General features: G+C 72.0%; 29 protein-coding genes and 1 riboswitch. Of the genes, 23 read left to right on the top strand and 6 right to left on the bottom strand.

The window, feature by feature from the left end; genetic code table 11:
- Positions 1 to 151 precede the first annotated feature (151 nt).
- The 3 genes from def to ACYVAQ_RS17315 are packed head-to-tail and all read left to right on the top strand — an operon-like array spanning position 152 to position 2,995.
- A complete protein-coding gene (gene def / locus ACYVAQ_RS17325) occupies positions 152 to 697 on the top strand; it encodes a peptide deformylase (protein ID WP_460791669.1) in 546 nt (181 codons plus the stop codon).
- 10 nt (positions 698 to 707) lie between these two features.
- A complete protein-coding gene (gene fmt, locus ACYVAQ_RS17320; RefSeq protein WP_460791668.1) occupies positions 708 to 1,631 on the top strand; it encodes a methionyl-tRNA formyltransferase in 924 nt (307 codons plus the stop codon).
- Positions 1,628 to 2,995 carry an RsmB/NOP family class I SAM-dependent RNA methyltransferase gene (locus ACYVAQ_RS17315; protein WP_460791667.1) on the top strand — a complete coding sequence of 456 codons (1,368 nt, stop codon included), beginning with the start codon at positions 1,628 to 1,630 and terminating at the stop codon, positions 2,993 to 2,995. Before fmt ends, ACYVAQ_RS17315 begins: the two co-directional genes overlap by 4 nt.
- A gap of 6 nt (positions 2,996 to 3,001) precedes the next feature.
- Here ACYVAQ_RS17315 and ACYVAQ_RS17310 read toward each other — a convergent pair whose 3' ends face one another.
- Positions 3,002 to 3,844 (bottom strand): hypothetical protein, encoded by an 843-nt coding sequence (locus ACYVAQ_RS17310; protein WP_460791666.1) that lies wholly within the window; start codon positions 3,842 to 3,844, stop codon positions 3,002 to 3,004.
- Positions 3,841 to 4,329 carry a sigma-70 family RNA polymerase sigma factor gene (locus ACYVAQ_RS17305; RefSeq protein ID WP_460791665.1) on the bottom strand — a complete coding sequence of 163 codons (489 nt, stop codon included), beginning with the start codon at positions 4,327 to 4,329 and terminating at the stop codon, positions 3,841 to 3,843. Before ACYVAQ_RS17305 ends, ACYVAQ_RS17310 begins: the two co-directional genes overlap by 4 nt.
- 154 nt (positions 4,330 to 4,483) lie before the next feature.
- Between ACYVAQ_RS17305 and ACYVAQ_RS17300 the strand changes: the two genes are divergently transcribed.
- Together ACYVAQ_RS17300 and ligD are read left to right on the top strand one after the other, a co-directional pair.
- Positions 4,484 to 5,500, top strand: coding sequence for an LLM class flavin-dependent oxidoreductase (locus tag ACYVAQ_RS17300; protein WP_460791664.1), 1,017 nt, complete (start codon positions 4,484 to 4,486; stop codon positions 5,498 to 5,500).
- A 278-nt stretch (positions 5,501 to 5,778) separates the two neighbouring features.
- A complete protein-coding gene (gene ligD, locus ACYVAQ_RS17295; RefSeq protein WP_460791663.1) occupies positions 5,779 to 6,747 on the top strand; it encodes a non-homologous end-joining DNA ligase in 969 nt (322 codons plus the stop codon).
- Here the strand turns inward: ligD and ACYVAQ_RS17290 are convergent.
- Complete coding sequence (locus ACYVAQ_RS17290; protein ID WP_460791662.1) at positions 6,737 to 6,955, bottom strand: hypothetical protein; 219 nt, start codon at positions 6,953 to 6,955, stop codon at positions 6,737 to 6,739. The genes ligD and ACYVAQ_RS17290 overlap by 11 nt on opposite strands.
- A 145-nt stretch (positions 6,956 to 7,100) precedes the next feature.
- Between ACYVAQ_RS17290 and rpe the strand changes: the two genes are divergently transcribed.
- Complete coding sequence (rpe, locus tag ACYVAQ_RS17285; protein ID WP_460791661.1) at positions 7,101 to 7,769, top strand: ribulose-phosphate 3-epimerase; 669 nt, start codon at positions 7,101 to 7,103, stop codon at positions 7,767 to 7,769.
- Between the two features lies 1 nt (position 7,770).
- On the opposite strand, the gene ACYVAQ_RS17280 is transcribed toward rpe, so the two are convergent.
- Positions 7,771 to 8,682: a type IV toxin-antitoxin system AbiEi family antitoxin domain-containing protein gene (locus ACYVAQ_RS17280; protein WP_460791660.1), complete on the bottom strand. Its 912-nt coding sequence runs from the start codon at positions 8,680 to 8,682 to the stop codon at positions 7,771 to 7,773.
- 126 nt (positions 8,683 to 8,808) lie between these two features.
- A riboswitch (FMN riboswitch) is annotated at positions 8,809 to 8,938 on the top strand.
- Between the two features lie 99 nt (positions 8,939 to 9,037).
- On the opposite strand from ACYVAQ_RS17280, the gene ribD reads away from it, so the two are divergent.
- The 7 genes from ribD (at position 9,038) to ACYVAQ_RS17245 (ending at position 14,138) form a co-directional block, all read left to right on the top strand.
- Positions 9,038 to 10,081, top strand: coding sequence for a bifunctional diaminohydroxyphosphoribosylaminopyrimidine deaminase/5-amino-6-(5-phosphoribosylamino)uracil reductase RibD (ribD, locus tag ACYVAQ_RS17275; RefSeq protein WP_460791746.1), 1,044 nt, complete (start codon positions 9,038 to 9,040; stop codon positions 10,079 to 10,081).
- 2 nt (positions 10,082 to 10,083) lie between these two features.
- Positions 10,084 to 10,683, top strand: a complete 600-nt coding sequence (locus ACYVAQ_RS17270; RefSeq protein ID WP_460791659.1) for a riboflavin synthase — start codon at positions 10,084 to 10,086, stop codon at positions 10,681 to 10,683.
- Complete coding sequence (locus ACYVAQ_RS17265; protein ID WP_460791658.1) at positions 10,680 to 11,999, top strand: bifunctional 3,4-dihydroxy-2-butanone-4-phosphate synthase/GTP cyclohydrolase II; 1,320 nt, start codon at positions 10,680 to 10,682, stop codon at positions 11,997 to 11,999. Before ACYVAQ_RS17270 ends, ACYVAQ_RS17265 begins: the two co-directional genes overlap by 4 nt.
- A gap of 1 nt (position 12,000) precedes the next feature.
- The gene (gene ribH, locus ACYVAQ_RS17260) at positions 12,001 to 12,480 is read left to right on the top strand and encodes a 6,7-dimethyl-8-ribityllumazine synthase (RefSeq protein ID WP_460791657.1); all 480 of its coding nucleotides are present in this window, start codon (positions 12,001 to 12,003) and stop codon (positions 12,478 to 12,480) included.
- Between the two features lie 68 nt (positions 12,481 to 12,548).
- Positions 12,549 to 12,812, top strand: a complete 264-nt coding sequence (locus ACYVAQ_RS17255; RefSeq protein WP_460791656.1) for a phosphoribosyl-ATP diphosphatase — start codon at positions 12,549 to 12,551, stop codon at positions 12,810 to 12,812.
- An 8-nt stretch (positions 12,813 to 12,820) separates the two neighbouring features.
- Positions 12,821 to 13,663 carry an ATP phosphoribosyltransferase gene (gene hisG, locus ACYVAQ_RS17250; RefSeq protein ID WP_460791655.1) on the top strand — a complete coding sequence of 281 codons (843 nt, stop codon included), beginning with the start codon at positions 12,821 to 12,823 and terminating at the stop codon, positions 13,661 to 13,663.
- Positions 13,647 to 14,138, top strand: a complete 492-nt coding sequence (locus ACYVAQ_RS17245; RefSeq protein WP_460791654.1) for a PH domain-containing protein — start codon at positions 13,647 to 13,649, stop codon at positions 14,136 to 14,138. The genes hisG and ACYVAQ_RS17245 overlap by 17 nt, the downstream gene beginning before the upstream one ends.
- Here the strand turns inward: ACYVAQ_RS17245 and ACYVAQ_RS17240 are convergent.
- Positions 14,113 to 15,033 carry an aldose 1-epimerase family protein gene (locus ACYVAQ_RS17240; RefSeq protein WP_460791653.1) on the bottom strand — a complete coding sequence of 307 codons (921 nt, stop codon included), beginning with the start codon at positions 15,031 to 15,033 and terminating at the stop codon, positions 14,113 to 14,115. The two genes, ACYVAQ_RS17245 and ACYVAQ_RS17240, sit on opposite strands and share 26 nt — an antisense overlap.
- Positions 15,033 to 16,268 carry an amino acid deaminase/aldolase gene (locus ACYVAQ_RS17235; RefSeq protein WP_460791652.1) on the bottom strand — a complete coding sequence of 412 codons (1,236 nt, stop codon included), beginning with the start codon at positions 16,266 to 16,268 and terminating at the stop codon, positions 15,033 to 15,035. The genes ACYVAQ_RS17240 and ACYVAQ_RS17235 overlap by 1 nt, the downstream gene beginning before the upstream one ends.
- A gap of 14 nt (positions 16,269 to 16,282) precedes the next feature.
- On the opposite strand from ACYVAQ_RS17235, the gene ACYVAQ_RS17230 reads away from it, so the two are divergent.
- The 10 genes from ACYVAQ_RS17230 (at position 16,283) to pheT (ending at position 26,292) form a co-directional block, all read left to right on the top strand.
- On the top strand, positions 16,283 to 16,837 hold the full coding sequence (locus tag ACYVAQ_RS17230) for an SseB family protein (protein ID WP_460791651.1): 555 nt from the start codon (positions 16,283 to 16,285) through the stop codon (positions 16,835 to 16,837).
- Positions 16,838 to 17,048: 211 nt separating this feature from the next.
- Positions 17,049 to 17,753, top strand: a complete 705-nt coding sequence (infC, locus tag ACYVAQ_RS17225) for a translation initiation factor IF-3 (RefSeq protein ID WP_460791650.1) — start codon at positions 17,049 to 17,051, stop codon at positions 17,751 to 17,753.
- A gap of 22 nt (positions 17,754 to 17,775) precedes the next feature.
- Positions 17,776 to 17,970 (top strand): 50S ribosomal protein L35, encoded by a 195-nt coding sequence (gene rpmI / locus ACYVAQ_RS17220; RefSeq protein ID WP_460791649.1) that lies wholly within the window; start codon positions 17,776 to 17,778, stop codon positions 17,968 to 17,970.
- Between the two features lie 100 nt (positions 17,971 to 18,070).
- Positions 18,071 to 18,454: a 50S ribosomal protein L20 gene (gene rplT, locus ACYVAQ_RS17215; RefSeq protein WP_460791648.1), complete on the top strand. Its 384-nt coding sequence runs from the start codon at positions 18,071 to 18,073 to the stop codon at positions 18,452 to 18,454.
- A 2-nt stretch (positions 18,455 to 18,456) separates the two neighbouring features.
- Positions 18,457 to 19,224, top strand: a complete 768-nt coding sequence (locus ACYVAQ_RS17210) for a TrmH family RNA methyltransferase (protein WP_460791647.1) — start codon at positions 18,457 to 18,459, stop codon at positions 19,222 to 19,224.
- Positions 19,225 to 19,362: 138 nt separating this feature from the next.
- Positions 19,363 to 20,802, top strand: a complete 1,440-nt coding sequence (locus ACYVAQ_RS17205; RefSeq protein ID WP_460791646.1) for an MFS transporter — start codon at positions 19,363 to 19,365, stop codon at positions 20,800 to 20,802.
- Positions 20,803 to 20,992: 190 nt separating this feature from the next.
- Entirely contained in the window at positions 20,993 to 22,027 is a 1,035-nt protein-coding gene (locus ACYVAQ_RS17200) for a sensor histidine kinase (protein WP_460791645.1), read from the top strand.
- On the top strand, positions 22,020 to 22,616 hold the full coding sequence (locus ACYVAQ_RS17195) for a DinB family protein (protein WP_460791644.1): 597 nt from the start codon (positions 22,020 to 22,022) through the stop codon (positions 22,614 to 22,616). The genes ACYVAQ_RS17200 and ACYVAQ_RS17195 overlap by 8 nt, the downstream gene beginning before the upstream one ends.
- A 93-nt stretch (positions 22,617 to 22,709) precedes the next feature.
- A complete protein-coding gene (gene pheS, locus ACYVAQ_RS17190) occupies positions 22,710 to 23,816 on the top strand; it encodes a phenylalanine--tRNA ligase subunit alpha (protein WP_460791643.1) in 1,107 nt (368 codons plus the stop codon).
- Between the two features lies 1 nt (position 23,817).
- Entirely contained in the window at positions 23,818 to 26,292 is a 2,475-nt protein-coding gene (gene pheT, locus ACYVAQ_RS17185) for a phenylalanine--tRNA ligase subunit beta (protein WP_460791642.1), read from the top strand.
- Positions 26,293 to 26,299 lie beyond the last annotated feature (7 nt).

The following is a 26,299-nucleotide window of genomic DNA, read 5'->3' as shown; positions in this document are numbered from 1 at the left end:
GCCACGCTGCCGGCCGCCGGACCTGTGATGGCCGAGCGTGGCTCCGTCGGACCGACCTCGAGGGCACGGCTCCGTAGGCGCGCGCGGGTCCGGAGGCGGCCGGCCCGACTCCCGCCACGCTGCCGGCCGCCGGACCTCTAGGCTTGCGCACGTGGCTGTGCGACCCATCCGACTCTTCGGCGACCCGATCCTGCGCAAGAAGGCGATCGAGGTCGTCGACTTCGACGCCGAGGTGCGCCAGCTGGTCGCCGACCTCACCGACACCATGCTCGACGCGCCGGGCGCCGGCCTCGCCGCCCCGCAGATCGGCGTCGGGCTCCGCGCCTTCACCTGGTACGTCGACGGCGAGGTCGGCCACCTGATCAACCCGGTCCTCGAGCTGTCCGACGACATCCAGGACGGCCCCGAGGGGTGCCTGTCGCTGCCCGAGCTGACCTACGACTGCCGACGTGCGCTGTCCGTCGTGGCCTCCGGCTTCAACATGTACGGCGACCCGGTCCGCATCGAGGGCTCCGAGCTGCTCGCCCGGGCGATCCAGCACGAGACCGACCACCTCGACGGCATCCTGTTCATCGACCGGATCGAGTCCGACGCCCGCAAGGCCGCGATGCGGGAGATCCGGGAGTCGGACTGGTTCGGCCTCGAGCAGCCCCAGATCCGGGTCTCCCCACACGCCACGGGTGGGTTCGGCCTGTGAGGGCGGAGTCGTGAAGGTCGTCTTCGCGGGGACACCCGAGGTGGCGCTGCCGTCGCTCGAGGCCATCGCCGCGTCTCCCCACGAGCTCGTCGGTGTGGTGACGCGCCCGGACGCGCCCGCGGGCCGCGGCCGACGCCTCACCCCGAGCCCGGTGGGGGCGCGGGCCGAGGAGCTCGGCGTACCGGTCCTCAAGCCGTCGCACCCCCGCGACCCCGACTTCCAGGAACAGCTGCAGGCGCTCGCCCCCGACTGCTGCCCGGTGGTCGCGTACGGCGCGCTGCTGCCGCAGTCGGCCCTCGACATCCCGCGGCACGGCTGGATCAACCTGCACTTCTCGCTGCTGCCCGCGTGGCGCGGTGCGGCGCCGGTGCAGCGCTCGATCTGGGCGGGCGACGAGATGACCGGTGCGACGACGTTCCGCATCGTGAAGGAGCTCGACGCGGGTCCGACGTACGGGCTGATGACGGAGGTCGTCCGACCCACCGACACCGCCGGCGACCTGCTCGGGCGCCTGGCCGAGGGCGGTGCCCACCTGCTCGTCGCGACGCTCGACGGCATCGAGAGCGGCCAGATCGAGGCACGCGAGCAGCCGACGGACGGCATCACCTACGCCGCCAAGATCGAGGTCGAGGACGCCCGCGTCGACTGGACCGAGCCCGCGATGGCGGTCGACCGGCGCATCCGCGCGTGCAGCCCGTTCCCCGGCGCGTGGACCGAGTACGCCGGCGAGCGGGTCAAGCTCGGCCCGGTCACCCCGGTCGACACCGACGAGCTCGCCCCCGGCCTGCTCGGCATCGGGAAGAACGAGGTGCTCGTCGGCACGGCCCGCGGCGCCGTACGCCTCGGCGAGGTGAAGGCGTTCGGCAAGAAGCAGATGGGCGCCGCGGACTGGGCCCGCGGTGCGCGGTTGCCGGACGGGGCCCGGTTCGAGTGAGTCGCCCGCGCCGCGTCGACAAGCCCCGGGCCGCGGCACTCGCCGTGCTGCAGGCGGTCCGCTCCGACGACGCCTACACGAACCTGGTCCTGCCCGGCGTGATCAGCACCTTCGGGCTCGACGGCCGTGACGCGGGCTTCGTCACCGAGCTCGCCTCGGGCACGATCCGCCGTCAGGGCACGTACGACGCCGTCCTGGCCGCCTGCATCGACCGGCCGCTGCGCAAGGTCGAGGTGACCGTCCTCGACGTGCTGCGGATGGGCGCCCACCAGCTGCTGTCGATGCGCGTCCCGACGCACGCGGCGATCTCGACCAGCGTCGACCTCGCCCGCGACCGCAAGGGACAGGGCGCCGGCGGCTTCGTCAACGCCGTGCTCCGCTCGGTGGCCAAGCGCGACCTCGACGACTGGCTGGCCGAGCTCGCCCCGGGAAGCAGCCCGGCGGACCTGGCGATCCGCACCAGCCACCCGGTCTGGGTGGTCGAGGAGCTGCTCCGTGCCGACCCGCATGCCGACCCGGACGCCCTGCTCGCCGCCGACAACGTGCCGCCCCGGGTGACCCTCGTGGCACGACCCGGGCTCTGCGAGCCGTCCGAGCTGCCGGGGGAGCCGACGGCGTACAGCCCGTTCGGGGTGGTGCTCGAGGGCGGTGACCCCGGCGCGGTCCGCGCCGTGGCCGACGGTCGCGCGGGCGTGCAGGACGAGGGCTCGCAGCTGGTGGCCCTCGCAGCGGCGACCGCCCCGCTCGACCCTTCGACAGGCTCAAGGACCGAAGGGGAGCGCTGGCTGGACCTCTGCGCGGGCCCCGGCGGCAAGGCGGCGCTGCTGGCGGCGCTCGCCCGCCAGCGCGGCGCCTCGTTGACGGCACTCGAGCTGCACGACCACCGCGCGCGCCTGGTCGAGCGCAACCTCGCGCCGATCGCAGCGGCCGGCGGCGACGTCACGGTCGTCGAGGGCGACGGCACCGCGGCCCCGTTCGAGCCGGGCAGCTTCGACCGCGTGCTCGTCGACGCGCCGTGCTCCGGCCTGGGTGCATTGCGCCGCCGGCCCGAGGCCCGGTGGCGTCGTACGCCGGCCGACCTGCCGGTCCTCGTCGACCTCCAGCGGCGGTTGCTGCTCAGCGCCCTGGACCTGGTCCGCCCGGGAGGCGTGGTGCTCTACGCGACCTGCTCGCCGGTCCTGGCCGAGACGGCCGGTGTGGTCGAGCACGTGCTGGCCGAGCGGAGCGACGTACACCTGGAGGACGTGACGCCGCTGCTCCCGAACCTCACCGATGCCGCCGGCCCGCTGCCGGGCACGGCCCAGCTCTGGCCGCACCGGCACGGCACCGACGCGATGTTCCTCGCGCTGCTGCGGAAGCGCTAGGAGCTCCTAGTTCCAGGTCAGCGAGGCGCCGAGGGCCTGGATGTCCGCATCGGTGGTGCCCAGACCGCCCTGGATGCTGACGAAGACGCCGTCGTGGACCGCGCTGGTCCAGACACCGGGCGCGTTCCCCTTGTCCGAGGAGGCGGCCCAGGCGTCGTGCTCGGAGCCGTCGCGCCAGACGATGTCGGCGACCGCGCCACCCGGGCCCTCGAGCGTCTCCTTGTCGTCGGCGACCGGCCCGACCTGCTTCCACCCCGCGAGGTGGATCGTCACGTCCTGCCCCTGGTAGATCGCGGGTGGTGCGGACGTCCCGGCCATCTGGTGCGCCTGCGGCATCACGATGGCGATGCCGGGCAACCGCCGCTGGATGCGGTCGAAGACCGCGGCCTGGGCCAGGGCGCCCTTCGGGGCGCGACCGGTCACCACGAGGGCGTAGCCGGTTCCGATGCCCTTGCGGTTGAAGCTCACCGCGGGAGCGGCGACATGGGGCACCACGCAGGCGCCGAGGCTTGCGGGCTCCTTCTTGCAGGCATGCACGGTGCCGACCAGGCCGTGACCGAGGTCGATCCTCTGCCCGGCCGCCAGCGCGGCGGTGTCAGGCTGGGCGGCGAAGCCCTGCTGCTTCGCCGTGGTCCCGCCGGACAGGATGCCTCCGACCGAGGCGAGGCCGACGACGCCGGCGACCGCGGTGGCGGTGCCGAGCGTGACGCCGACGCGGCGGCGCCGTCGGATCCGGGTGCCGGCCAGGCGCGAGCGGGTGACGAGGGCGTCGAGATCGGTGGACGTGGACTCGGCGTACGCGCGCAGGGCGGTGCCGAGACCGGACTCGAGGTGGGATTCGTCGTTCACGAGGAGGTCCTTTCGGAGACGTGGGGGCGGAGGCGCTGGAGGGCGCGGCGAGCGCGGGTGCGGACGGTGGTCTCGGTGAGGCCGAGGTCGAGCGCCACGTCGCTCACGCTGCGGTCATCCCAGTAGCGCAGGACGACGACCGCCCGGTCGAGCGGGTCGAGGGTGGCCAGCGCGGCGAGCAGGTCCAGGCGGTCGGCCGGGTCGACCGCGGCGACGGTGCCGCCGTCCTCGGCCGAGAGGTCGCTGGGCCGCTCGCTGTTGCGCCGCAGCCGGCGGTGCGACAGGTAGGTGTTGAGCAGGGTGGCGCGGGCGTAGCCGAACGGGTTGTCCGTCGCGCGCACCCGGCGCCAGGACGCGAAGACCTTGGCGTACGTCGCCTGGGTCAGGTCCTCGGCGAGGTGGTGATCGCCGGTGAGCAGCAGAGCGGCGCGGTGGAGGCGGGTACCTGTCTCCCACACGAAGGTCGTGAACTCGTCGTCTGCCATCACATCTCCTTGGACGCCTCGACCCCGTCGCCACGTTGCAGCGGCGCTCGCGAGGGCCGGTGCGCCGACGGTACGACGCCGCGGGACTAGCGTGGCGAGCACGACGCAGGAGCGGCCGAGGGAATCCAGGAGACACGTTGAAGGTTCAACCAACATGAAGAAGATCGGGTTCCTCAGCTTCGGCCACTGGACGCCGGTGCCGTCGTCGCAGGCGCGGTCGGCGTCCGACGTGCTCCACCAGTCGATCGACCTCGCCGTCGCCGCCGAGGAGCTCGGCGCCGACGGCGCCTACTTCCGGGTGCACCACTTCGCCCGCCAGCTCGCGAGCCCCTTCCCGCTGCTCGCCGCGATCGGGGCGAAGACCGAGCGCATCGAGATCGGCACGGGCGTCATCGACATGCGCTACGAGAACCCGCTGTACATGGCCGAGGACGCCGGCGCCGCCGACCTGATCGCCGACGGGCGCCTGCAGCTCGGCATCTCGCGCGGCTCACCGGAACAGGTCGTCGACGGCTGGCGCTACTTCGGCTACGCCCCCGCCGAGGGCGAGACCGAGGCCGACATGGCGCGCCGGCACACCGAGGTGCTGCTCTCGGTGCTCGAGGGCGAGGGGTTCGCGCAGCCGAGCCCGCGTCCGATGTTCGCGAACCCGCCCGGCCTGCTGCGGCTCGAGCCGCACTCCGACGGCCTGCGCGACCGGATCTGGTGGGGTGCCGCGTCCAACGGCACGGCCCGCTGGGCCGCCGAGAAGGGCATGCACCTGATGAGCTCCACGCTCAAGGAGGACGAGAGCGGCCAGCCGTTCCACGTCCAGCAGGCCGAGCAGATCCGGATCTTCCGCGAGGCCTGGGCGGAGGCCGGGCACGACCGCGCGGCGCGGGTGTCGGTGAGCCGGTCGATCTTCCCGCTGGTCTCCGACACGGACCGCGCCTACTTCGGCGACCGTCCGGACGACGACCAGATCGGCGAGATCGACAACATGCGCGCGATCTTCGGTCGCTCGTACGCCGCCGAGCCCGACGTCCTCATCGAGCAGCTCGGTGAGGACGAGGCGATCGCGGCCGCGGACACCCTGCTCCTCACCGTGCCCAACCAGCTCGGCGTCGACTACAACGCCCACGTCATCGAGTCGATCCTCACCCATATCGCGCCCGCGCTCGGCTGGCGGTGAGCGCCGCTTCCTCCTCTCCGCCCTCCCCGAGGGCGTCACCCGCGTCTCCGCCATCACCGATCGGTACGTCGACGGCACCCGGCTCCGGCTGCGCGAGGTCGTCACCGACGGCCTCGTCATCGCCGTCGACGAGCACGACGACGGCACGCTGGTGGCCGAGATCGACCGGGGCGACGTCGTACCTGCCGACCCGCCGGCCTGGCTCCCGGTGATCCGCGAGGTCACCGACGACGAGCGCTTCACCGGCGGGAGCCTCGCGGCGCACTAGGGTTGCCGACGTGGCGAGCCCGTTCACCGAGGTCGAGGTCGAGAACCGCGTGGTCAAGGTGACCAATCCGGACCGCATCTACTTCCCGGAGATCGGCGCGACCAAGCTCGACCTCGTCGAGTACTACCTCTCGGTCGGCGACGGCATCGTCAACGCGCTCTTCGAGCGGCCCTGCATGCTGCACCGGTTCCCCAAGGGGCTGACCGGGGAGCCGGGGGAGAAGGTGCACCAGAAGCGGCTGCCGGCGGGCGCGCCCGACTGGGTCGAGACGGTCCAGCTGTACTTCCCGCGGTGGAAGCGGACGGCTGACGAGCTCTGCGTGACCGAGCTCGGGGCGGTGATCTGGGCGGTCCAGATGTCGACGGTCGAGTTCCACCCCTGGAACAGCCGCCGCGGCACCACCGAGCAGCCCGACGAGTGGCGCATCGACCTCGACCCCGGCCCGGAGTCGACGTACGACGACATCCGGCGGGCCGCCCACGTCGCGCACGAGGTCCTCGACGAGCTCGGCGCGGTCGGCTACCCCAAGACCAGCGGCTCCAAGGGCCTGCACGTCTACGTCCGGATCAAGCCCGAGCTCGACCACAAGGGCGTACGCCGGGCGGCCCTCGCCTTCGCGCGCGAGGTCGAGCGACGCGCGCCCGACCTGGTCACCACCACCTGGTGGAAGAAGGACCGCGACCCCCGGGCCGTCTTCGTCGACTACAACCAGAACGCCCGCGACCACACCATCGCGGCGGCGTACTCGGTGCGCGGCCTCCCCGACGCCCGCGTCTCCACCCCGATCCGCTGGGACGAGATCGACGCGGCCGACCCCAGGGACTTCACCATCCGCACCGTGCCGCAGCGGTACGCCGAGCTCGGCGACCTCCACCACGACATCGACGACCACGTCTTCGACATCGCCCCGCTGGTCGCGTGGGCCGATCGCGACGAGGCCGAGGGCGCGGCCGACGGAGAAGACGGACTCAGGCGCTGATCGGGAGTGACAACGCCGCCCGGAGCTCCCGCGCGTTCGCGTGTAGGATGACCGCGGCGAAGCCGTTGCCGCAGGCGTCCTCGTGATCGGCCTCGGCGTCCCACTGGTCGGCCAGGCGGTGCGCGAGCAGCCGGGGGTCGGTGGATCCGTTGGGCATGACCGCCCCGGACACGGCCCGCTTGCGGGCCTCGCTGTTCATCATCGGCATGACGCACCTCCTCGTCGTCCCAGCTCTTCCCCAACGATCATCGGTGCCGCCGAGGTACGCGGGATCAGCAGTTCGGCCGGACCACGATGGCCCACCCGGGTGAGCGGCGTCCTCCGTCCGGCGGTCACCTCCTAGACTCCGGGCCGTGGGCATCCAGATCACGCCGTCGATCCTCAACGCCGACTTCGCGAACCTCGGGGCGGAGGTTGCCCGGATCCCCAGCGCGGACTGGGTCCACGTCGACGTCATGGACAACCACTTCGTGCCCAACCTGACCTTCGGCCCGACCATGGTCGAGGCTCTCGCGCGCAGCACGGACCTCCCGCTCGACGCCCACCTGATGATCGAGGACCCCGATCGCAACGCCGTGACGTACGTCGAGGCCGGCTGCCGCTCGGTGACCTTCCACGCCGAGGCCGCGAAGGCCCCGATCCGGACGGCACGGGAGATCCGTAAGGCCGGCGCGCGAGCCAGCCTGGCGCTCAACCCGGCCACCTCCATCGAGCCGTACGCCGACCTGCTCGGCGAGTTCGACATGGTCCTGCTGATGACCATCGAGCCCGGCTTCGGCGGCCAGCGGTTCATGGACTTCGTGCTGCCCAAGATCCAGCGCACGCGTGAGCTGATCGAGCGCACCGGCGGCGACATCTGGCTCCAGGTCGACGGGGGTGTGAGCCTCGAGACGATCGAGCGCTGCGCCGAGGCCGGCGCCGACACGTTCGTGGCCGGCTCCGCCGTCTACTCCGCCGACGACCCGGACGCGATGGTCGAGGCGTTGCGCGACAAGGCGGCGAAGGCCTGCGCCCACCAGTAGCTCACGCCGCGCGGGCGAGCGGTGGCAGGCACCTCGGGCACGACCGGACCTGCCCCTCCCAACCCCGCGCCCTGAGCATCGCCGCGATCCTCGCCGCGGTGGCGCATCCCTTCTCGTGGACCTGGTGCCACCCGAGCCGGACCACGTCGGTGTCGGGGAGCTCCTCGCCCGCCCGCACGGGGAAGCGGCCGTCGAGCAGGACGACCAGCCCCTCGGCGTACCGGAGCGTGCGGACGGCGCCGCCGGAGGAGTCCTGCAGCGTCCGCCCTGTGCCGGGCAGGCCGTGCGCCCGCTCCACCCGGCTGAGGTAGCCGCGCTCGAGTGCCGTGCATGTGCCCGCACCGACATCGGCCAGCACGGCCGACAGGAACCGGCGCCGCGCCACCCGGGGCGTCGTGTCCAACGCCTCGACCAGCCGTGCAGCGGTCGTCAGCCGCGCCCCCACGGCACGGCCGATCTCGGCGACGGCGTCGATGTCGCGCGGAGCGGCGGCCGCGCGGGCGATCACGACGTGCTCGAGCCGCTGCCGGGGTGGCGACGTCCGCCAGCTCACGGTCGCGTCCAGCGCGACCACCCGGTGCACCCGCACGCCCGCCGGTGCCCGGACGGTACGTCGGTGGTCGATCGCCACGTGGATGACGCCCTCGTCGGCCCCGACGCGCCCCGGCCCGTCCGCCGCCCGCCGTGCCGACGCGTGGCACAACGCGGCAGCCGGTCCGCAGAACAGCACCGCCGCCCACGCGCGCTGCAGCCAGGTGAGGGGACCGGTGTGGTCGACGTACACGCCGGGATGGACCCGCGCCCACCGCCGGCGACGGACCAGTCGGCGGAGGTCCCCGTCGTCCATGCCGCCGTCGTACGCCTGCTCGCGCGAGATCACACCTGACTGTCGTTCGAGGATCGCCGAGATCATCGCCCCACCGTCCGCCGCCGGACCCCGGCCCGCAACCGCGCCCTCCGGCACCTGTGGACAACCGTCCGTGACGGGACTCACCCACCGACCCCCGGGGCGGATGTGTCACCATGGACCCACAAGAGCTCGCGTGCTCTGGGGTCGGTGAAACTCCGAGCCGGCGGTGAAAGTCCGCGACCCGACCACAGCCAGTGGTCGGTTGACCAGGTGCAACTCCTGGACCGACGGTCAAAGTCCGGATGGGAAGTGCACGCACCTCTCGACGCCCACGCGTCGTGAGCCACTGATGCCCCGGAGTCCCGAGCAGAGGACCCGTGAGGAGCAGCAAGTGGCCTTCGCCGACGAGTACGACGCCATGCGTCGCGCGCTCGCCATCGCAGCCGCCCCCGGCGTACCCCTGCACCCGAACCCGCGTGTCGGCTGCGTCCTGCTGACGCCCGACGGCGAGGTCATCGCCGAGGGCTTCCACCACGGCGCCGGCACCCCGCACGCCGAGGTCGAGGCGTTGCGTGCCGCGGGCGACGCAGCCCGGGGCGCGACCGCGGTCGTCACCCTCGAGCCCTGCAACCACACCGGCCGCACCGGTCCGTGCTCCCAGGCCCTCATCGCCGCAGGAGTACGCCGGGTGGTGATCGCCCAGCGCGACCCGAACCCCCTCGCGGGCGGTGGCATCGAGACCCTCGAGGCGGCCGGGGTTGAGACCGACACCGGTCTGCTCGCCGAGGACGCCCGGGCCCTCAACCCGACCTGGACCTTCGCCCACGAGCACGGCCGGCCCTTCGTCACCTGGAAGTTCGCGACGACCCTGGACGGCCGCAGCGCGGCCACCGACGGCAGCAGCCGCTGGGTGAGCAGCGCAGCGGCCCGCCGCGACGCCCACGTCCTCCGCGCGCTCTGCGACACGATGCTCGTCGGCTCGAACACGGTCGAGGTCGACGACCCGCACCTCACCGTCCGCGACGCCGACGGTGAGCTGCTGCTGAGCCAGCCGCTCCGCGCGGTGATGGGCAACCGTGACCTCCCGCAGAGCCGGCGGGTCTTCGACGACGCGGCCGCCACGGTCCAGCTGCGCACCCACGACCCGCTCGAGGCGCTGCGCAGCCTCTACCAGGACCACGACCGCCAGCACGTGCTCTTCGAGGGCGGCCCCAAGCTGGCCGCGGTGTTCCTCAAGGCCGGCCTGGTCGACGAGGTCGTCACCTACGTCGCACCGACCCTGCTCGGCAGCGGCAGGTCGGCGGTGGGCCGGCTCGGGATCCGCAGCATCGACAAGGCGCTTCGGTTCGACCTGGTCGATTCCCTTGTGCTGCTACCGGCCTCCGACGACCCTGCCGACGAGCTGATCAACCTGCGGCTCACGCTGCGCCCCCGCGTCACCCCGACCAACGAGGAGAAGTAGAGATGTTCACCGGCATCGTCGAGGAGCTCGGCACCGTCGCCGCACTGGAGGACCAGGGCGACGCGATCCGGCTCACCATCGACGCCACCACCGTGCTCACCGACGCCGGGCTGGGCGACTCGATCGCGGTCAACGGCTGCTGCCTGACCGTCGCCGAGCGCACCGATGGCACCTGGACCGCCGACGTCATGCAGGAGACGCTCGACAAGACCTCGCTGCGCGGCGTCCAGCCCGGCGACCGGGTCAACCTCGAGCGCGCCGTCACCCCGCAGACCCGGCTCGGCGGCCACATCGTCCAGGGCCACGTCGACGGCGTCGGCGAGATCCTGTCGCGCACCCCGAGCGAGCACTGGGAGGTCGTGGAGATCAGCCTCCCCGAGCACCTCAGCCGCTACCTGGTCGACAAGGGCTCGATCACCGTCGACGGCATCAGCCTGACCGTCGTCGAGGCGAAGCAGGACAGCTTCACCATCAGCCTGATCCCCGAGACCCTCGCCCGCACCACGCTCGGCTTCCGCCAGGTGGGCGACCGGGTGAACCTCGAGGCCGACATCCTTGCCAAGCACGTCGAGAAGTTGCTGCAGTCAGGAGTGAACCGATGAGCCACAGCGTCCAGCACGGCGGCGTGCGCCTCGACCCGGTCGAGCGCGCCATCGCCGACATCCGCGACGGCAAGGCCGTCATCGTGGTCGACGACGAGGGCCGCGAGAACGAGGGCGACATCATCTTCGCCGCCTCGAAGGCCACGCCGGAGCTGATGGCGTTCACCATCCGCCACTCCAGCGGCGTGATCTGCGTGCCGATGCCGGGGGAGATGCTCGACCGGCTCGAGATCCCGCTGATGACCCCGCACAACAAGGACGCCTACCGCACGGCGTACACCATCTCGGTCGATGCCCGCGACGGCGTCTCCACCGGCATCTCCGCCAAGGACCGCGCCCACACGGCGCGCGTGCTGGCCGACAGCGCCACCGAGCCGTGGGAGCTCACCCGCCCCGGTCACGTGTTCCCGTTGCGCTATCGCGAGGGAGGCGTGCTGGTACGCCGGGGCCACACCGAGGCCGCCGTCGACCTGGCCCGCCTCGCGGGGCTCACGCCGGCCGGCGTCCTGGTCGAGGTCGTCAACGAGGACGGCACGATGAAGCGCGCCACCGAGCTGCGCGCGTTCGCCGACGAGCACGGGCTCGCGATGATCTCCATCGAGGACCTGGTCCGCTACCGCCGGCGTACCGAGGTGCACGTGGTGCGCAACGCCGAGACCCGGCTCCCCACGACGCACGGCGACTTCACCGCCTTCGGCTACACGATCACCGTCGACGGCAGCGAGCACGTCGCCCTCGTGTACGGCGACCCGGCCAGCCTCTCCGACGGCACACCGGTCCTGACCCGGGTGCACTCCGAGTGCCTCACCGGCGACGTCTTCGGCTCGCAGCGGTGCGACTGCGGCCCGCAGCTCAACGAGGCGATGGACCGGATCGTCCAGGAGGGCCGCGGGGTCGTGGTCTACCTGCGCGGCCACGAGGGCCGGGGGATCGGCCTGGTCGCGAAGCTGCAGGCCTACCAGCTGCAGGACGGCGGCCGCGACACGGTCGACGCCAACCTCGACCTCGGCCTGCCGGCGGACGCGCGCCACTACGGCGCGGCCACCCAGATCCTGCGCGACCTGGGCATCGGCGACGTGCGGCTGATGACCAACAACCCCGACAAGGTCGAGAACCTCGAGGACTACGGGATCAAGGTCGCCGAGCGCGTGCCGCTGACCCCGCACCCGAACGACCACAACCTCGCCTACCTGCTCACCAAGCGGGACCGGATGGGCCACGAGCTGCCCGACCTCGCGCTGGACCACCAGGACGAGGGTCTCGATACGCCGCTCGCTGGCGCTCGCGGCTACTCGACCACCGAAGAGGAGAACTGACATGGCCGGACACGGCGCCCCCGACCTCGAGCCGATCGACTGCCACGACCTGCGGGTCGCGGTCGTCGCGGCCAGCTGGCACACCCAGGTCATGGACGGCCTGCTCGCCGGTGCCCAGCGCGCCCTCGCCGACTTCAAGATCGAGGCACCGGTCGTGGTCCGGGTGCCGGGCACCTTCGAGCTGCCGGTGACGGCGGCCGCCCTCGCGCCGTCGTACGACGCTGTCATCGCGCTCGGCGTGGTGATCCGCGGCGGCACGCCGCACTTCGACTACGTCTGCAACGCGGCCACCGACGGTCTGACGCGGGTCTCGATCGACGCGCAGACGCCGATCGGCTTCGGCGTGCTCACCTGCGACGACGAGCAGCAGGCCCTGGATCGCGCCGGTCTCGAGGGCTCCAAGGAGGACAAGGGCTACGAGGCCACGTCCGCCGCGCTGCAGACGGCGTACACGCTGCGCAAGCTGCGCCGCCACGGCTGACGCCACCCGGGTCCCGCCGACTGGGCCGAGTCCTCATCCAGGAGGGCTCGGCCCTAGGCTTGTCACCTGTGAAGACGTTCGACGAGCTGTTCGCTGAGCTGAGCGAGAAGGCCCGCACGCGGCCGGAGGGATCCGGCACCGTCCAGCAGCTCGACGCCGGCGTCCATGCGATCGGCAAGAAGCTGATCGAGGAAGCCGCCGAGTCGTGGATGGCCGCCGAGCACGAGGGCCCCGAGGCGACGGCGCTGGAGATCAGCCAGCTGCTCTACCACGCCCAGGTCCTCATCATCGCGAGCGGACTCACGCTCGAGGACGTCTACACCCACCTCTAGGAACTCAGATGTTGAAGGTCGCCGTACCCAACAAGGGCGCGCTCTCCGAGGCCGCGTCCACCATCCTGCGCGAGGCCGGTTACGCCCAGCGCAGCGAGTCCAAGCAGCTCACCAAGCTCGACCCGGAGAACGGCGTCGAGTTCTTCTACCTGCGTCCCAAGGACATCGCCCTGTACGTCGGCGAGGGCACCCTCGACGTCGGCATCACCGGGCGCGACCTGCTCCTCGACTCCGGCGCCAAGGCCGACGAGGCGATGCAGCTCGGCTTCGGGCGGTCCAAGTTCCGCTTCGCGGCCGTCCCGGGCACCTGCTCGAGCGAGGCCGACCTGGCCGGCAAGCGGATCGCGACGTCGTACGACGGCATGCTGACCCGCTACCTCACCGAGAAGGGCATCGACGCGACCGTCGTACGCCTCGACGGTGCGGTGGAGAGCAGCATCAAGCTCGGCGTCGCCGATGCGATCGCCGACGTCGTCGAGACCGGCACCAGCCTGCGCAACGCCGGCCTGGAGATCTTCGGCGACGCGATCCTCGAGTCCGAGGCGGTGATGATCACCCGTCCCGGCTCGGATCCCGACGGGCTCGACATCTTCCTCCGCCGCGTGCAGGGCGTCCTTGTCGCGCGCGCTTACGTGATGATGGACTACGACATCCCGGCCGCCCACGTGGAGCAGGCCGTCGCCCTGACGCCGGGCATCGAGAGCCCGACGGTCAGCCCGCTCCATCGGGAGGGCTGGGTCGCGGTCCGCTCGATGGTCGAGCGCGAGAAGGCCCAGCGCGTCATGGACGACCTGTACCGCGTGGGTGCCCGCGGCATCATCACGACCGATCTGCATGCCTGCCGACTCTGAGGTCCCGGGCGGGCGGAGGCTCGCCGAGATGCCGCCGCTGCCGCGGACGTGGCGCCCGATCGGCCCGCGCTACGCGGCGTACGCCTTCGGCATCGTGCTGCTCGGGATCTTCATCTTCATGTGGTTCACGTTCCCGCAGCAGACCAAGGACGCGATCACGGTCCCGCAGCGGCTGACCGTGCTGGGCTTCGTGCTGGTGGGCGACGCCCTGCTCTACGCGCTGGCGCGTTCGCGCATCACCGCCACGGAGGACGGCCTCGTCATCGTCAACGGCTACCGGACCCGTCGCTTCGAGTGGGCCGAGGTCGTCGCGGTGCGCATGCCTCGTGGCGCGCCGTGGCCGACGCTCGACCTGTCCGACGGCACCACCTGCTCGGCGATGGGGATCCACCAGTCCGACGGCGGCAAGGCGCGCTACGCCGTGCGGGAGCTGAAGACCTACCTGGCCCTCAGGGCCGGGCGTCCAGGCGCCTGATCCCCCACGAGGCCCCGAACGTCGCACCCGGCTCGAGGACGACCAGGTCGTCGCCGGAGTTGAACGCGTCCGGGGGAGCGGTCATCGGCTCGACCGCCAGGCTCACCCGCGGGGTCGAGGTGTCGTCGGCGGTGTAGAGCTGGAGCCACCGGTGGTGCTCGTCGACCCACAGCTCCACGCCCGGCCCGGCGCCCCGGTCGCTGCGCAGCCACACGTGGGCGCGTCCGTCGGTGTCCCGGTCGAGGTCGGTGACGGCGTGGTTGAGCACGAGTCCGCCGATCACGTCCGGGTCGTCGTCCAGCATGATCTCCTCGATCGGCCCGCGGCTGATCGGCAGCAGTCGCTCGGGGTCGGTGCGCAGGTAGGACTGGGCGGCGATCTCGAGCTCCCAGTCGTCGACGGGGCCCTCGCCCGCCCGCAGGTAGGGATGCGCACCCGAGGCGTACGGCGCCGCGCCGCCGCTCCGGTTGGTCGCCGACTGCGTCACGGTCAGGCCGTCAGCGTCGAGCGCGTAGGCGATGGTGAGGTCGAGGGTCCACGGGTAGCCGGTCTGCGCCGGCAGCCGGTAGCCCAGGACCACGCGGTCGGGTGTCTGCTCGACGGGCGACCACGCCGCCCAGCGCACCAGGCCGTGCGAGGCGTTGTGCCGCTTCTGCTCGGTGAGGGCGAGCTGCTGCTCGGTGCCGGCGAAGGTGTAGCGGCCGTCCCGGATCCGGTTCGGCCACGGCACGAGCACCTGCCCGCGGCCGCCCGAGGACATCGCGGACTTGTCGAATCCGTCGACGAGCGGCTGTCCGTCGTACGACAACGCGCGGAGCGCCCCGCCGCTCTCGGTGACCACGGCGGCGTACCCCTCCGCCTCGATCCGGTACTGCTCCCCGCTCGGCGGCACCATCAGAACGCCAACCCCTCTCCTCGGTACGTCGGCACCGTCTCCACGACCTCGTCGCCGCGGACCAGGTGCACCTGGTTGCCGTGCTCGAACAGCTCACCGGACTTCGCGTGGCGGAACCACACGAGGTCGCCGATCCGCAGCCGTGCGGTGCCGCTGCCGGTCAACGGCGTCTGCACCTCACCGGCGCCCTCCAGACCGGTCAGCCGGAGACCGGCCGGAGCCCAGGGAAGCGGCGAGCGGTCGGCGCCCGTGGGCCCGGACGCGATCAGCCCGCCCCCGTGGACCGTCACGACCCCCGGCCCCGGGATCCGCGTGACCGGGAGGCCGAAGTAGGCCGCCGGCCGGGGTGCGAACGCCCGGTAGTGGTCGAACAGGCCCGGCACGAGCAGGCCGGAGCCCGCGGTCACCTCGGTGACGACCGGGTCGGCCGCCGACGACTCCAGCGAGCCCGAGCCTCCCGCGTTCCAGAGCTCGAGGTCCGCCACCGGGGCGAGCTCGCGGGCGATCTCCGCCCGCCGCTCGAGCAGCTGGGCGATCGAGCGCTGCTTGACCTGCCGCACCACCGTCGACCGTGCGCGCTGCCCCGGTACGTCGTCCGGTACGCCGGCCACCTGGCCCTCGTAGGTCATCACCCCGACCAGGCGGAAGCCGGGCCGCGCCGCGATCGTGCGCGCCAGCGAGACGACCGCGGACACGTCGAAGAGCGGCGACCGCTTCGGCCCGATCTGCTGCCCGGCCATCCGCAGCCCTGCGTCGACGTCGATCGCGACCCGGACCGGCACGGCGTGCGAGTGGCGCAGGGAGTCGACCACGTCGAGGTGGGCCGGGTCGTCGACCATCAGCGTGATCCGCGAGGCTGCCCGTGGCGACGCCACCAGCGCGGCGAGGGAGGCCCGGTCGACGCTGGGGTAGGCCACCACCACGTCGTCGCAGACGTCGTGCTCCTCGAGCCACAGCGCCTCGGCCACCGTGTAGGCCAGCACGCCGGCGAAGCCCGGGTGCGCGAGCGCCCGGCTGACCAGCGCGGGGACCCGCAGCGACTTCGAGGCCACCCGGATCGGCGTACCTCCGGCGCGGCGGGCGAGGTCGTCGGCGTTGGCGTCGAAGGCGTCCAGGTCGACCACGAGGACGGGCGTGGAGACGGGGCCGACCGAGGTCACGGCGGCCGTGAGTCGGTCCGCCAGTCGGTTGCGGGTGAGCCCGTCGCCCGGTGATGCAGCCTGCACGAGGCTCATGGTTCCATGAGGCCGTGACCGACGAGCACCCGAACCAGCGCCGGCTCCAGGGTTCGGAGTACGTCGACGACACCGGCGCCGCCGACCCCGCGCTCACCGCAGCGCTCCAGGCGTACGCCGCCGGCCCGGCCGCCTACCCCGAGGTGCTCGCCGCGCTGGTCGAGGCCCGGCTGCTGGTCCCCGTCGTGGCCGTGCTCGGCGAGGTGGAGGTCGGTGACGACGGCTTGGCCCGCGACAAGACCAGCGACATGGCCGCGGTCCTGCTCACCGGCGCGGACGGCCGGATGGCGCTCATCGCCTTCACCGACACCGCCAGCCTGACGGCGTGGAACCCCGAGGCGCGCCCGGTCCCGGTCGCGGCGCCCCTCGCCGCGGCCACCGCGGTCCAGGAGGGCGCGGCCGCGCTGGTGGTCGACGTGGCTGGCCCGGTGCAGCTCGCGCTCGAGGGCGACGACCTGCACCGCATCGCCGCCGGCTGGCGCCCCGTGCGCCTTCCGGACGGAGCGTGGGGGTGGCTCGGTGTGGCGGATCCCACCGAGGATTCGGCCGACGGGGAACAACTCCGGTAGCATCGGCGTTGACCGATCCGTCACCCCATGCGAATGAAGTGACGGATCCACAAGCGGGGACCACCGAGCAACACCGTCTCCCACCCGCACCGACCGAACGAGGTCGTCGGGTCCGGTCCACAGGCACTGCGCCGGCGCGAGCCGGAGGAGCAGGTGTCGTCGACTGGCTTCCGCTTGTACCAAGCGGAAGCCACTTCCAGTTTTAGCGCCAGTGGCCTCCGGACAAGACGAACTTGGAGGACACATCAGCACCGAGCTGCGTATCAACGAGCGGATCCGGGTACCCGAGGTCCGCCTCGTGGGACCCAATGGGGAGACCGTCGGCATCGTGTCGACGGACCAGGCTCTCAAGCTGGCCCAGGAGGCCGACCTCGACCTGGTCGAGATCGCGCCGATGGGCAAGCCGCCCGTCTGCAAGCTCATGGACTACGGGAAGTTCAAGTACGAGAACGCCCAGAAGGCCCGTGAGGCGCGTCGGAACCAGACGAACGTGATCATCAAGGAGATGAAGCTTCGTCCGAAGATCGACCAGCACGACTACGAGACCAAGAAGGGCCACGTCGTCCGGTTCCTCAACGCCGGTGACAAGGTCAAGATCACGATCATGTTCCGTGGTCGCGAGCAGCACCGGCCCGAGCTGGGCTTCCGGCTGCTGCAGAAGCTGGCCGAGGACGTCCAGGAGCTGGGATTCGTCGAGTCCGCCCCGAAGCAGGACGGCCGGAACATGATCATGGTCCTGGGTCCGAACAAGAAGAAGGCCACCGCGCTGGCCGAGGTCAAGGCCGCCAAGCAGGAGGCCGCTGCCGAGAAGGCCGCCGAGGTCGCCGCCGAGCACGCCGACCGCCCGGCTGCCGCGAGCACGCCGAAGAAGGCCAAGCGCGCCAACGAGGCCCTCGACCCCGACATCGACCTGTAGAGCAGATAAGAGAGAACACGAGATGCCGAAGAACAAGACCCACTCGGGCGCGAAGAAGCGCTTCAAGGTGACCGGCAGCGGCAAGATCCTGCGGGAGAAGGCCGGCAAGCGCCACAACCTCGAGAAGAAGGCCTCCAAGGTCACCCGTCGCCTCACCGGCAACGTCGAGGTCGCCAAGAACGACGTCCCCCGCGCGAAGAAGATGCTCGGCCTCTGAGCCTACGCACGGGGGCTCCGCCCCCGTGTCCCCCTGCTGGGGCTCCGCCCCAGACCCCGAGCACGCGCCCGCGAACTGAAGAAGCAACAAGGAGTTAGAGATGGCACGCGTCAAGCGCGCAGTAAACGCCGCCAAGAAGCGTCGTACCACCCTCGAGCGCGCCAGCGGCTACCGCGGCCAGCGCTCGCGGCTGTACCGCAAGGCCAAGGAGCAGGTCACCCACTCGCTGGTCTACAGCTACAACGACCGGAAGAAGAACAAGGGCAACTTCCGTCGCCTGTGGATCCAGCGCATCAACGCCGCCGCGCGTGCGCAGGGCATGACCTACAACCGCTTCATCCAGGGCCTCAACCTGGCCGGCGTCGAGGTCGACCGCAAGATCCTGGCCGACCTGGCCGTCAACGACACCGCCGCGTTCAACGCGCTCGTCGAGACCGCCCGGGCCGCGCTGCCCGAGGACGTCAACGCCCCGGCTTCCGCCTGAGCATGACTCCTCCTCTTTCCGCGGGCAACGCCCGCGTGAAGGACGCAAGGAAGTTGAGCCGCCGCTCCGTCCGTACGGAGCGGCGGCTCTTCCTCGCTGACGGCCCGAAGGCCGTCGAGGGCGCGCTCTCGCGTGGCGTCGTGGAGGAGGTCTTCGCGACCGAGGCCGCGATCGAGCAGTACGCCGACGTACTCGGTCACGCTCCCGTCACGCCGGTCGAGCCCCGCGCGATCGAGCTGCTGTCCGACTCGGTCACGCCCGCCGGCCTGGTCGCGGTGTGCCGATTCCTGGACGTCCCGCTCAGCGGCCTGGTGTCGCCGCGACTGGTCGCGATCTGCGCCGACGTCCGCGACCCCGGGAACGCGGGGACCGTCATCCGGTGCGCGGACGCGGCCGGCGCCGACGCCGTCGTGCTCGCCGGCGACGCGGTGGACCTCTACAACGCCAAGACGATCCGGGCTTCGGTCGGCTCGGCGTTCCACCTGCCTGTGGTGGTCGAGCGGGATCCCGCCGCCGCGGTCGCGTGGGCACGCGGGGCGGGTCTCGAGGTGCTGGCGGCCGACATGGACGGCGAGTCCCTCTTCGAGACGGAGCTGAGCGGGCCGACCGCGTGGCTGTTCGGCAACGAGGCCTGGGGCCTGCCCGATGAGCTCCGGGTCGCCGCCGACCGGGTGGTGAGCATCCCGATCTACGGGCAGGCGGAGTCGCTCAACCTGTCCACGGCCGCGGCGGTCTGCCTCTACGCGTCGGCGCGTTCCCAGCGCGGCTGACCCTCAGGTCTCGATACACGCGGTCACGGGCTCGCGAGCTCGCCCGTGAGCGCACTCGACCTCGCTCGCATCGCGCCCCGCTCGCAGGCTCGCGGTGCGCGGCTCCTCGATGTCGGTGCTCGGTGGTTGGCTGCTGCCATGACCGACATCCAGAGTGATCCGCGCCGTTGGAAGGCGCTCGGCGTCCTGGGCCTGATCCAGTTCATGCTGATCCTCGACGTCACCGTGGTGAACGTCGCCCTGCCGAGCATCCAGAGGGACCTCGACATCTCCGAGGGCGCGCTGGCCTGGGTCGCCGAGGCCTATGTCCTGGCGGCCGGCGGCCTGTTGCTCCTCGGCGGCCGGCTCGCGGACCTGGTCGGTCGTCGGGCCCTGTTCCTCGCGGGTGTCGCGCTGTTCGGCCTCGCGTCGGCCAGCTGCGGCTTCGCGCAGAGCGGCCTGATGATCGACGTCTCCCGGTTCATCCAGGGCATGGGTGAGGCGATGGCCGCGCCCGCCTCGCTCGGCATCATCGCGGTCCTGTTCACCGATCCCGGTGAGCGGATCAAGGCGCTCGGCCTCTTCGGTGGTCTCGCCGGCCTCGGCGGCACCACCGGCACCGTGATCTCCGGCTTCATCACCCACCTCGACTGGCGCTGGATCTTCTTCATCAACGTGCCGGTCGCGATCGTCGCCCTGCTGCTCGTGCCGCGCCTCGTCGACGAGAGCAAGTCGCCGCAGCCCCATCGCCCCGACTTCCTCGGCGCCATCACCGGCACGGCAGGTCTGCTCGCCGTGGTCTACGGTCTGCTACGCGCCGCCGACCACCCGTGGAGCTCGACCGGTGTGTGGGTCTCGATCACCGCGGGCGTCGTGCTCCTGGTGCTGATGGTCCTCATCGAGGCCCGCTCGAGCGACCCGCTGATCCCGTTGTCGTTCTTCCGCAACCGCACGCGCGTGACGACCAACGTGGTCACGCTGTTCTTCTCGAGCGCGTTCTTCTCCTACTTCTTCCTGCTCACCCTCGTCGAGCAGCAGACGATGCACTGGGGCCCGATCAAGGGCGGCCTGTCGTACCTGCCGTTCGGCCTGTGCATCGGCGCCGGCATCGGTGTCGGCACCGGCCTGATGCCGAAGCTGGGCGTCAAGCGCCTGCTGGCCATCGGCTTCTTCCTCGACGCCGTCGGCATGGTGCTGACCTCGACGATCGGCAGCGGCACGAGCTATTGGGCCAACATCCTGCCGGGCATGGTGGTGCTCGCCATCGGCTCCGGGCTCAGCTTCCCCGCGATCGGCAACGCATCGCTGCACGAGGTGACCGGCGAGGACTCCTCGTTGGCGTCCGGGATCCAGCAGGCCATCCAGCAGATCGGTGGCGCGCTCGGCCTGGCGACGTTGGCCAGCATCGCGATCAAGTACGCCGCCCACCACTTCGGCGACCTCCCCGGGGGCATGCAGATCACGTCCTGGATCGGTGCCGGGTCGCTGCTGGTCGGCGGCATCCTGGTGCTCGCGCTCATGGAGCACGTCGACGCGGTCCCGCGCAGCCCGCTCGAGGCCGAGGTCCCGCTCGGCGGTGTTGAGCCGGAGCCCGCCTGACGGCTCCGACATGCCCACAGGGCATGGCGGCTTGTCTGGCGCCTGCTGCGCGACGCCCGGCACGCACGCCGGCCACGTTGTCCTCGGTCACGAGGCCTCCGGCATCGCTCCCTCGTCCGCCTTGCCGGCGCACGCACCGGACGCCGCTCGCGACGGCGCCAGACAAGCAGACATGCCCTAGATTCGGGGCATGGCCGCCGCCTCGATCGACCTGCTGCCCGACGGCGTCGTCATCGCCGACGCCGACGGTGTGGTCGTCCTCGTCAACCGGGTGGCGGCCGAGATGCTCGGGATCGACGCCGACGACGCGGTCGGGGAGAAGCTGGGTGACGTCCTCGCCCTCACCGACCACGACGGCGCCCGCTGGACCGATGTCGCCGATCCCTACGTCGGCCTCGCGATCCGCACCGGCGTGGGCGAGCAGAGCTGGCTGCTGCCTGACGGCACCGAGGTGCTGGTGACCGTTCGGCTCACCCGGGTGGCGAGGCTCGGCCCGATCGATCGGGTGGCCGTCAGCCTCCGGTCGGGCCGCGGGCGCGCCCGGTTGGACCGTGAGCGCTCCGACCTCGTGGCGACCGTCGCCCACGAGCTGCGTTCCCCGCTCTCGGGAGTCCGGGGCTTCGTGAACGCCCTGCTGAACCGCTGGGACAAGCTCACCGACGACCAGAGGAAGCTGATGCTCACGACCGTCAGCACCGACGCCGAGCGGCTGGCCCGGCTGATCGCCGAGCTGCTCGACGTCGCCCGGATCGACACCGGCCGGCTGCAGCTCAACATCCGGCCCACCGACCTGGCCCTGAAGGCGCAGCGGGTGGTCGCCTCGACCAGCGTGTCGACGTCGCGACCGATCGTCCTCGACATCGTCGACCGACCGATGGTCCACGCCGACCCGGACAAGGCGACCCAGGTGATCACCAACCTCGTCGAGAACGCGCTGCGGCACGGCGAGGGGGAGGTGCGGGTCACCGTCCGTCTCACACCCGGCGACCCGTCGTACGCCGAGGCCGTGGTGACCGACGAAGGGGAGGGGATCCCGGCCGAGCTCCGGGACCGCGTCTTCACCAAGTTCTGGACCGTCGGCACCGGAGGCGGATCCGGCCTCGGTCTGTACGTCGTCAACGCCCTCATGAAGGCCCTCGGCGGCACGACCGTGATCGACGACGCGCCGGGCGGCGGCAACCGCGTGACGGTTCGGTGGAAGGTGAGCGAGGTGCGTCGTGACTGAGGAGATGAACGAGCCGAAGCACGCGCTGCACCACTACCTGCAGGCCAGTCGAGACTCCCTGCTCGCGAAGCTCGACGGAGTCGGTGAGCGCGCCGCGCGGATGCCGCGCACCCCGACCGGCACCAGCCTGGCCGGGATCGTCCTGCACTGCGCGAACGTCGAGATCGTCTACTTCGGTCCGACCTTCGGACGGCCCTGGCCCGCGCCGGAGCACCCGTGCGCCATCGCCGAGGAGCGGTACGACGACGACCCGCAGGCCGACTGGGTGCTGCCGGCCGACGTCCCGGTGGCCGAGCTGGTCGCGTTCTACCGGCAGGTGTGGGCCTTCGCCGACGAGACCATCGCCGCGACGCCGCTCGACGGTCCCGGCCGCGTGGCGCACTGGGGCGACACCCCGGTCACGCTGCACCGGATCCTGGTGCACACCTTGACCGACCTGGACCGCCACGCGGGGCAGGCCGACATCCTGCGCGAGGAGGTCGATGGAGCGGTCGGCTGGCACGGTGACGGCAACAACGTGCCCGACGACGTCGACTGGCCGGCGTACGTCGCTCGGCTGCGGGCGATCGCCGAGGGCTTCCCCGCCTGAGGCGGGTCGGAGTCCACCCGCGGTATCCCGGTCGCCACCCCGCTGCGCCGCTTCCTAGACTGGCGGCTGTCCCGCCCGCCGAGAAAGGCACCGATGTCCGGCCCGAACACCGACTACGACCCGGTCGAGGTCACCCCCCTGCAGCAGGCCGAGATCGACGCGGCCCGTGACGCCGCGCTCGTGGCGATCGCTGCTGCCTCCGACCTCGAGCAGCTGAAGGCCGCTCGCCTGGAGCACGCGGGCGACCGCTCGCCGATCGCGCTGGCGAACCGCGAGATCGGCGCGCTGCCGCCGCAGGCCCGCAAGGAGGCCGGCCAGCGTGTCGGCCAGGCCAAGGGCGCCATCGCGAAGGCGCTCGCCGAGCGGCAGGTCGTGCTCGAGGCCGAGCACGAGGCGCGGATGCTGGTCGAGGAGGCTGTCGACGTCACCCTGCCGACCGACCGGCTCCCGGTCGGTGCCCGGCACCCGCTCACCACCGGCGCCGAGCTGATCGCCGACATCTTCGTCGCGATGGGCTGGGAGGTCGCCGAGGGTCCGGTCATCGAGGCCGAGTGGCTCAACTTCGACGCGCTCAACCTGGGCCCGGACCACCCGGCGCGCACCATGCAGGACACCTTCTGGACCGACCCGGCGGAGGACCACCTCGTGCTGCGCACCCACACCAGCCCGGTGCAGGCGCGCACCATGCTGACCCGCACCCCGCCGATCTACGTGGTGTGCCCCGGTCGCGTCTTCCGCACCGACGAGTACGACGCGACCCACAGCCCGATGTTCCACCAGGTCGAGGGCCTGGCCATCGACGAGGGCATCTCGATGGCGCACCTCAAGGGCACCCTCGACCACTTCGCCACGCAGATGTTCGGCGAGGGCATCACGACGCGGTTCCGCCCGTCGTACTTCCCGTTCACCGAGCCGAGCGCCGAGGTCGACCTGATCTGCTTCGTGTGCCGGGGCGCGGGCGCCGTCGACCGCACGGCCTGTCGCACCTGTCGCGGCGAGGGCTGGATCGAGTGGGGCGGCTGCGGCATCGTCAACCCGCGCGTGCTGCGCGCCTGTGGCGTCGACAGCGACCGCTACAGCGGCTTCGCGTTCGGCATGGGCATCGACCGGACCCTGATGTTCCGGCACGGCCTCGAGGACCTCCGGACCCTCTTCGAGGGCGACGTCCGGTTCACCACTGCTTTCGGAACGGAGCTGTGAGATGAAGGCGCCGATCTCCTGGATCAAGGAGTACGTCGACCTGCCGGACTCGGTCTCCACCGAGGCGCTCACCGACCGCCTGACCGCGCTCGGGCTGAAGCTCGAGGCGATCGACAAGGCCGACATCACCGGCCCGCTCGTCATCGGACGCGTCCTGACGCAGGACAAGGAGCCGCAGAAGAACGGCAAGACGATCAATTGGTGCACCGTGGACGTCGGCGACGCCAACGGCACCGGTGAGCCCCAGGGCATCGTCTGCGGTGCCCACAACTTCGGCCCCGGCGACCTGGTCGTCGTGTGCCTCCCGGGCGCCGTCCTGCCCGGTGGCTTCGCGATCTCCGAGCGCAAGACCTACGGGCACCTGAGTGCCGGCATGATCTGCTCGGCCCGCGAGCTCGGCATCGGCGAGGACCACGACGGGATCATCGTGCTGCCGGCGGACGCCGGTCAGCCCGGCGACGACGTCTTCGCCCTGCTCGGCCTCGACGAGGAGGTCATCGAGTTCGAGATCAACCCGGACCGCGCCTACGCGCTCAGCCTGCGCGGCATCGCCCGCGAGGCCGCGCTCGGCTTCGACCTGCCGTTCACCGACCCGGCCGACCGGCCGACCCCGGCCGTCGACGGCAAGGCCTACGAGGTCGTCGTCGACGACCCCGCCGGGTGCCCGGTGTTCTCGACCCGCACGGTCAGCGGCTTCGACCCGACGGCGCCCACCCCTGACTTCATGCGCAAGCGCCTGGAGCAGGCGGGCATGCGGTCCATCTCCCTCGCCGTCGACGTGTCCAACTACGTCATGCTCGAGCTCGGCCAGCCCAACCACTGCTACGACCGCGCCAAGCTCGGCGGCCCGATCCGCGTCCGCCGCGCCCAGGCGGGGGAGAAGCTCACCACGCTCGACGACGTCGCCCGCACCCTCGACCCCGAGGACCTGCTGATCGCCGACGACAACGGGCCGATCGGTCTGGCCGGCGTGATGGGCGGCGCCGACACGGAAATCTCCGCGACGACGACCGACATCGTCGTCGAGGCCGCGCACTTCGACCCGACCACGATCTTCCGCCAGCAGAAGCGGCACAAGCTCGGCTCGGAGGCGTCCAAGCGCTTCGAGCGCGGCGTCGACCCGCTGCTGCCCGCGGTGGCGGCCGACCGGGTCGTCGAGCTGCTCGTCGCCCACGGCGGTGCGACCGCCGACCCGGGCTTCACGCTGGTCGGCACGGCCCCCGAGCGCCCGACGATCACGATCGCCGCCGACCTCCCGGCGCGGATCAGCGGCATCGGCATCGACGCCGCCACCGTCGTGGCGGACCTGACCGCGATCGGGGCGAGCGTCGAGACCGCCGGTGACGAGCTGACCGTCGCTCCGCCGAGCTGGCGGCCCGACCTCAACGATCCCTACGACCTGGTCGAGGAGGTCGTCCGCATCGTCGGGTACGACGAGGTCCCGTCCGTCCTGCCGCGTCGCGCGACCGGCCGCGGGCTGACCCGCTCCCAGCAGCTGCGCCGCCGGATCACCCGGACCCTGGCCGGTGCCGGCTGCGTCGAGGTGGTGAGCTTCCCGTTCGTCGGCGAGGCGACCTTCGACCAGCTCGGCCTGCCGGCCGACGACCCGCGCCGCACCACGGTCGGCCTGGCGAACCCGATCTCCTCGGAGGAGCCGGCGTACACGACCACGCTGCTGCCGGGCGTGCTGAAGGCGGCCAACCGCAACCTGGGCCGCGGCGCTCCCGGCGTCGCGCTCTTCGAGACCGCCACCGTCGCGTTCCCGACCGGTGGTGCGACGCCGATCTACGGTGTGGACGGCCGGCCGAGCCAGGCCGAGCTCGACGCGCTGCTCGCCGCTCTCCCGCGCCAGCCGCTGCACCTCGCGGTGGTCCTGTCCGGCGAGTCCGAGCGTGCCGGGTGGTGGGGCAAGGGGTGCACCGCGACCTGGTCCGACGCCGTCGGGCTCGTCCGCCGGCTCGCCGACGAGCTCGGTGTCGCCGTCACGACGACGTCCGCGGCCCTCGCGCCGTGGCACCCGGGGCGTTGTGCCGAGCTCCGCATCGGTGACGCGGTCCTGGGCCACGCCGGCGAGCTGCACCCCGCGGTCTGCCGGGCCTTCGGCCTCCCGGAGCGTACGGCGGCCCTGGAGATCGACCTCGACCTGTTGATGGCCAGCGCGCCCGACGTACGTCCGGGGCCGTCGTTCTCGACCATGCCGCTCGCCAAGGAGGACGTCGCCCTGGTGGTCGACGCCGACGTGACGGTGGCCGCCGTCCAGGAGGCCCTGCGCGAGGGTGCGGGCCCGCTGCTGGAGTCGGTCCGGCTCTTCGACGTCTACACCGGCGACCAGATCGGCGAGGGCCGCAAGTCCCTGGCGTTCGCGCTCCGGTTCCGGTCGCCTGACAGCACGTTGACGGAGGCCGAGACAGCGGCCGCGCGCGACGCGGCCGTGGCGCGGGCAGCGGAGGTCACCGGCGCCGTCCAGCGCGCCTGACGTCAAT

The organism is Nocardioides maradonensis (assembly GCF_054777115.1).
Note: the sequence above shows the minus strand (reverse complement) of the source record. Positions and strands in the feature narration are given on the sequence as shown.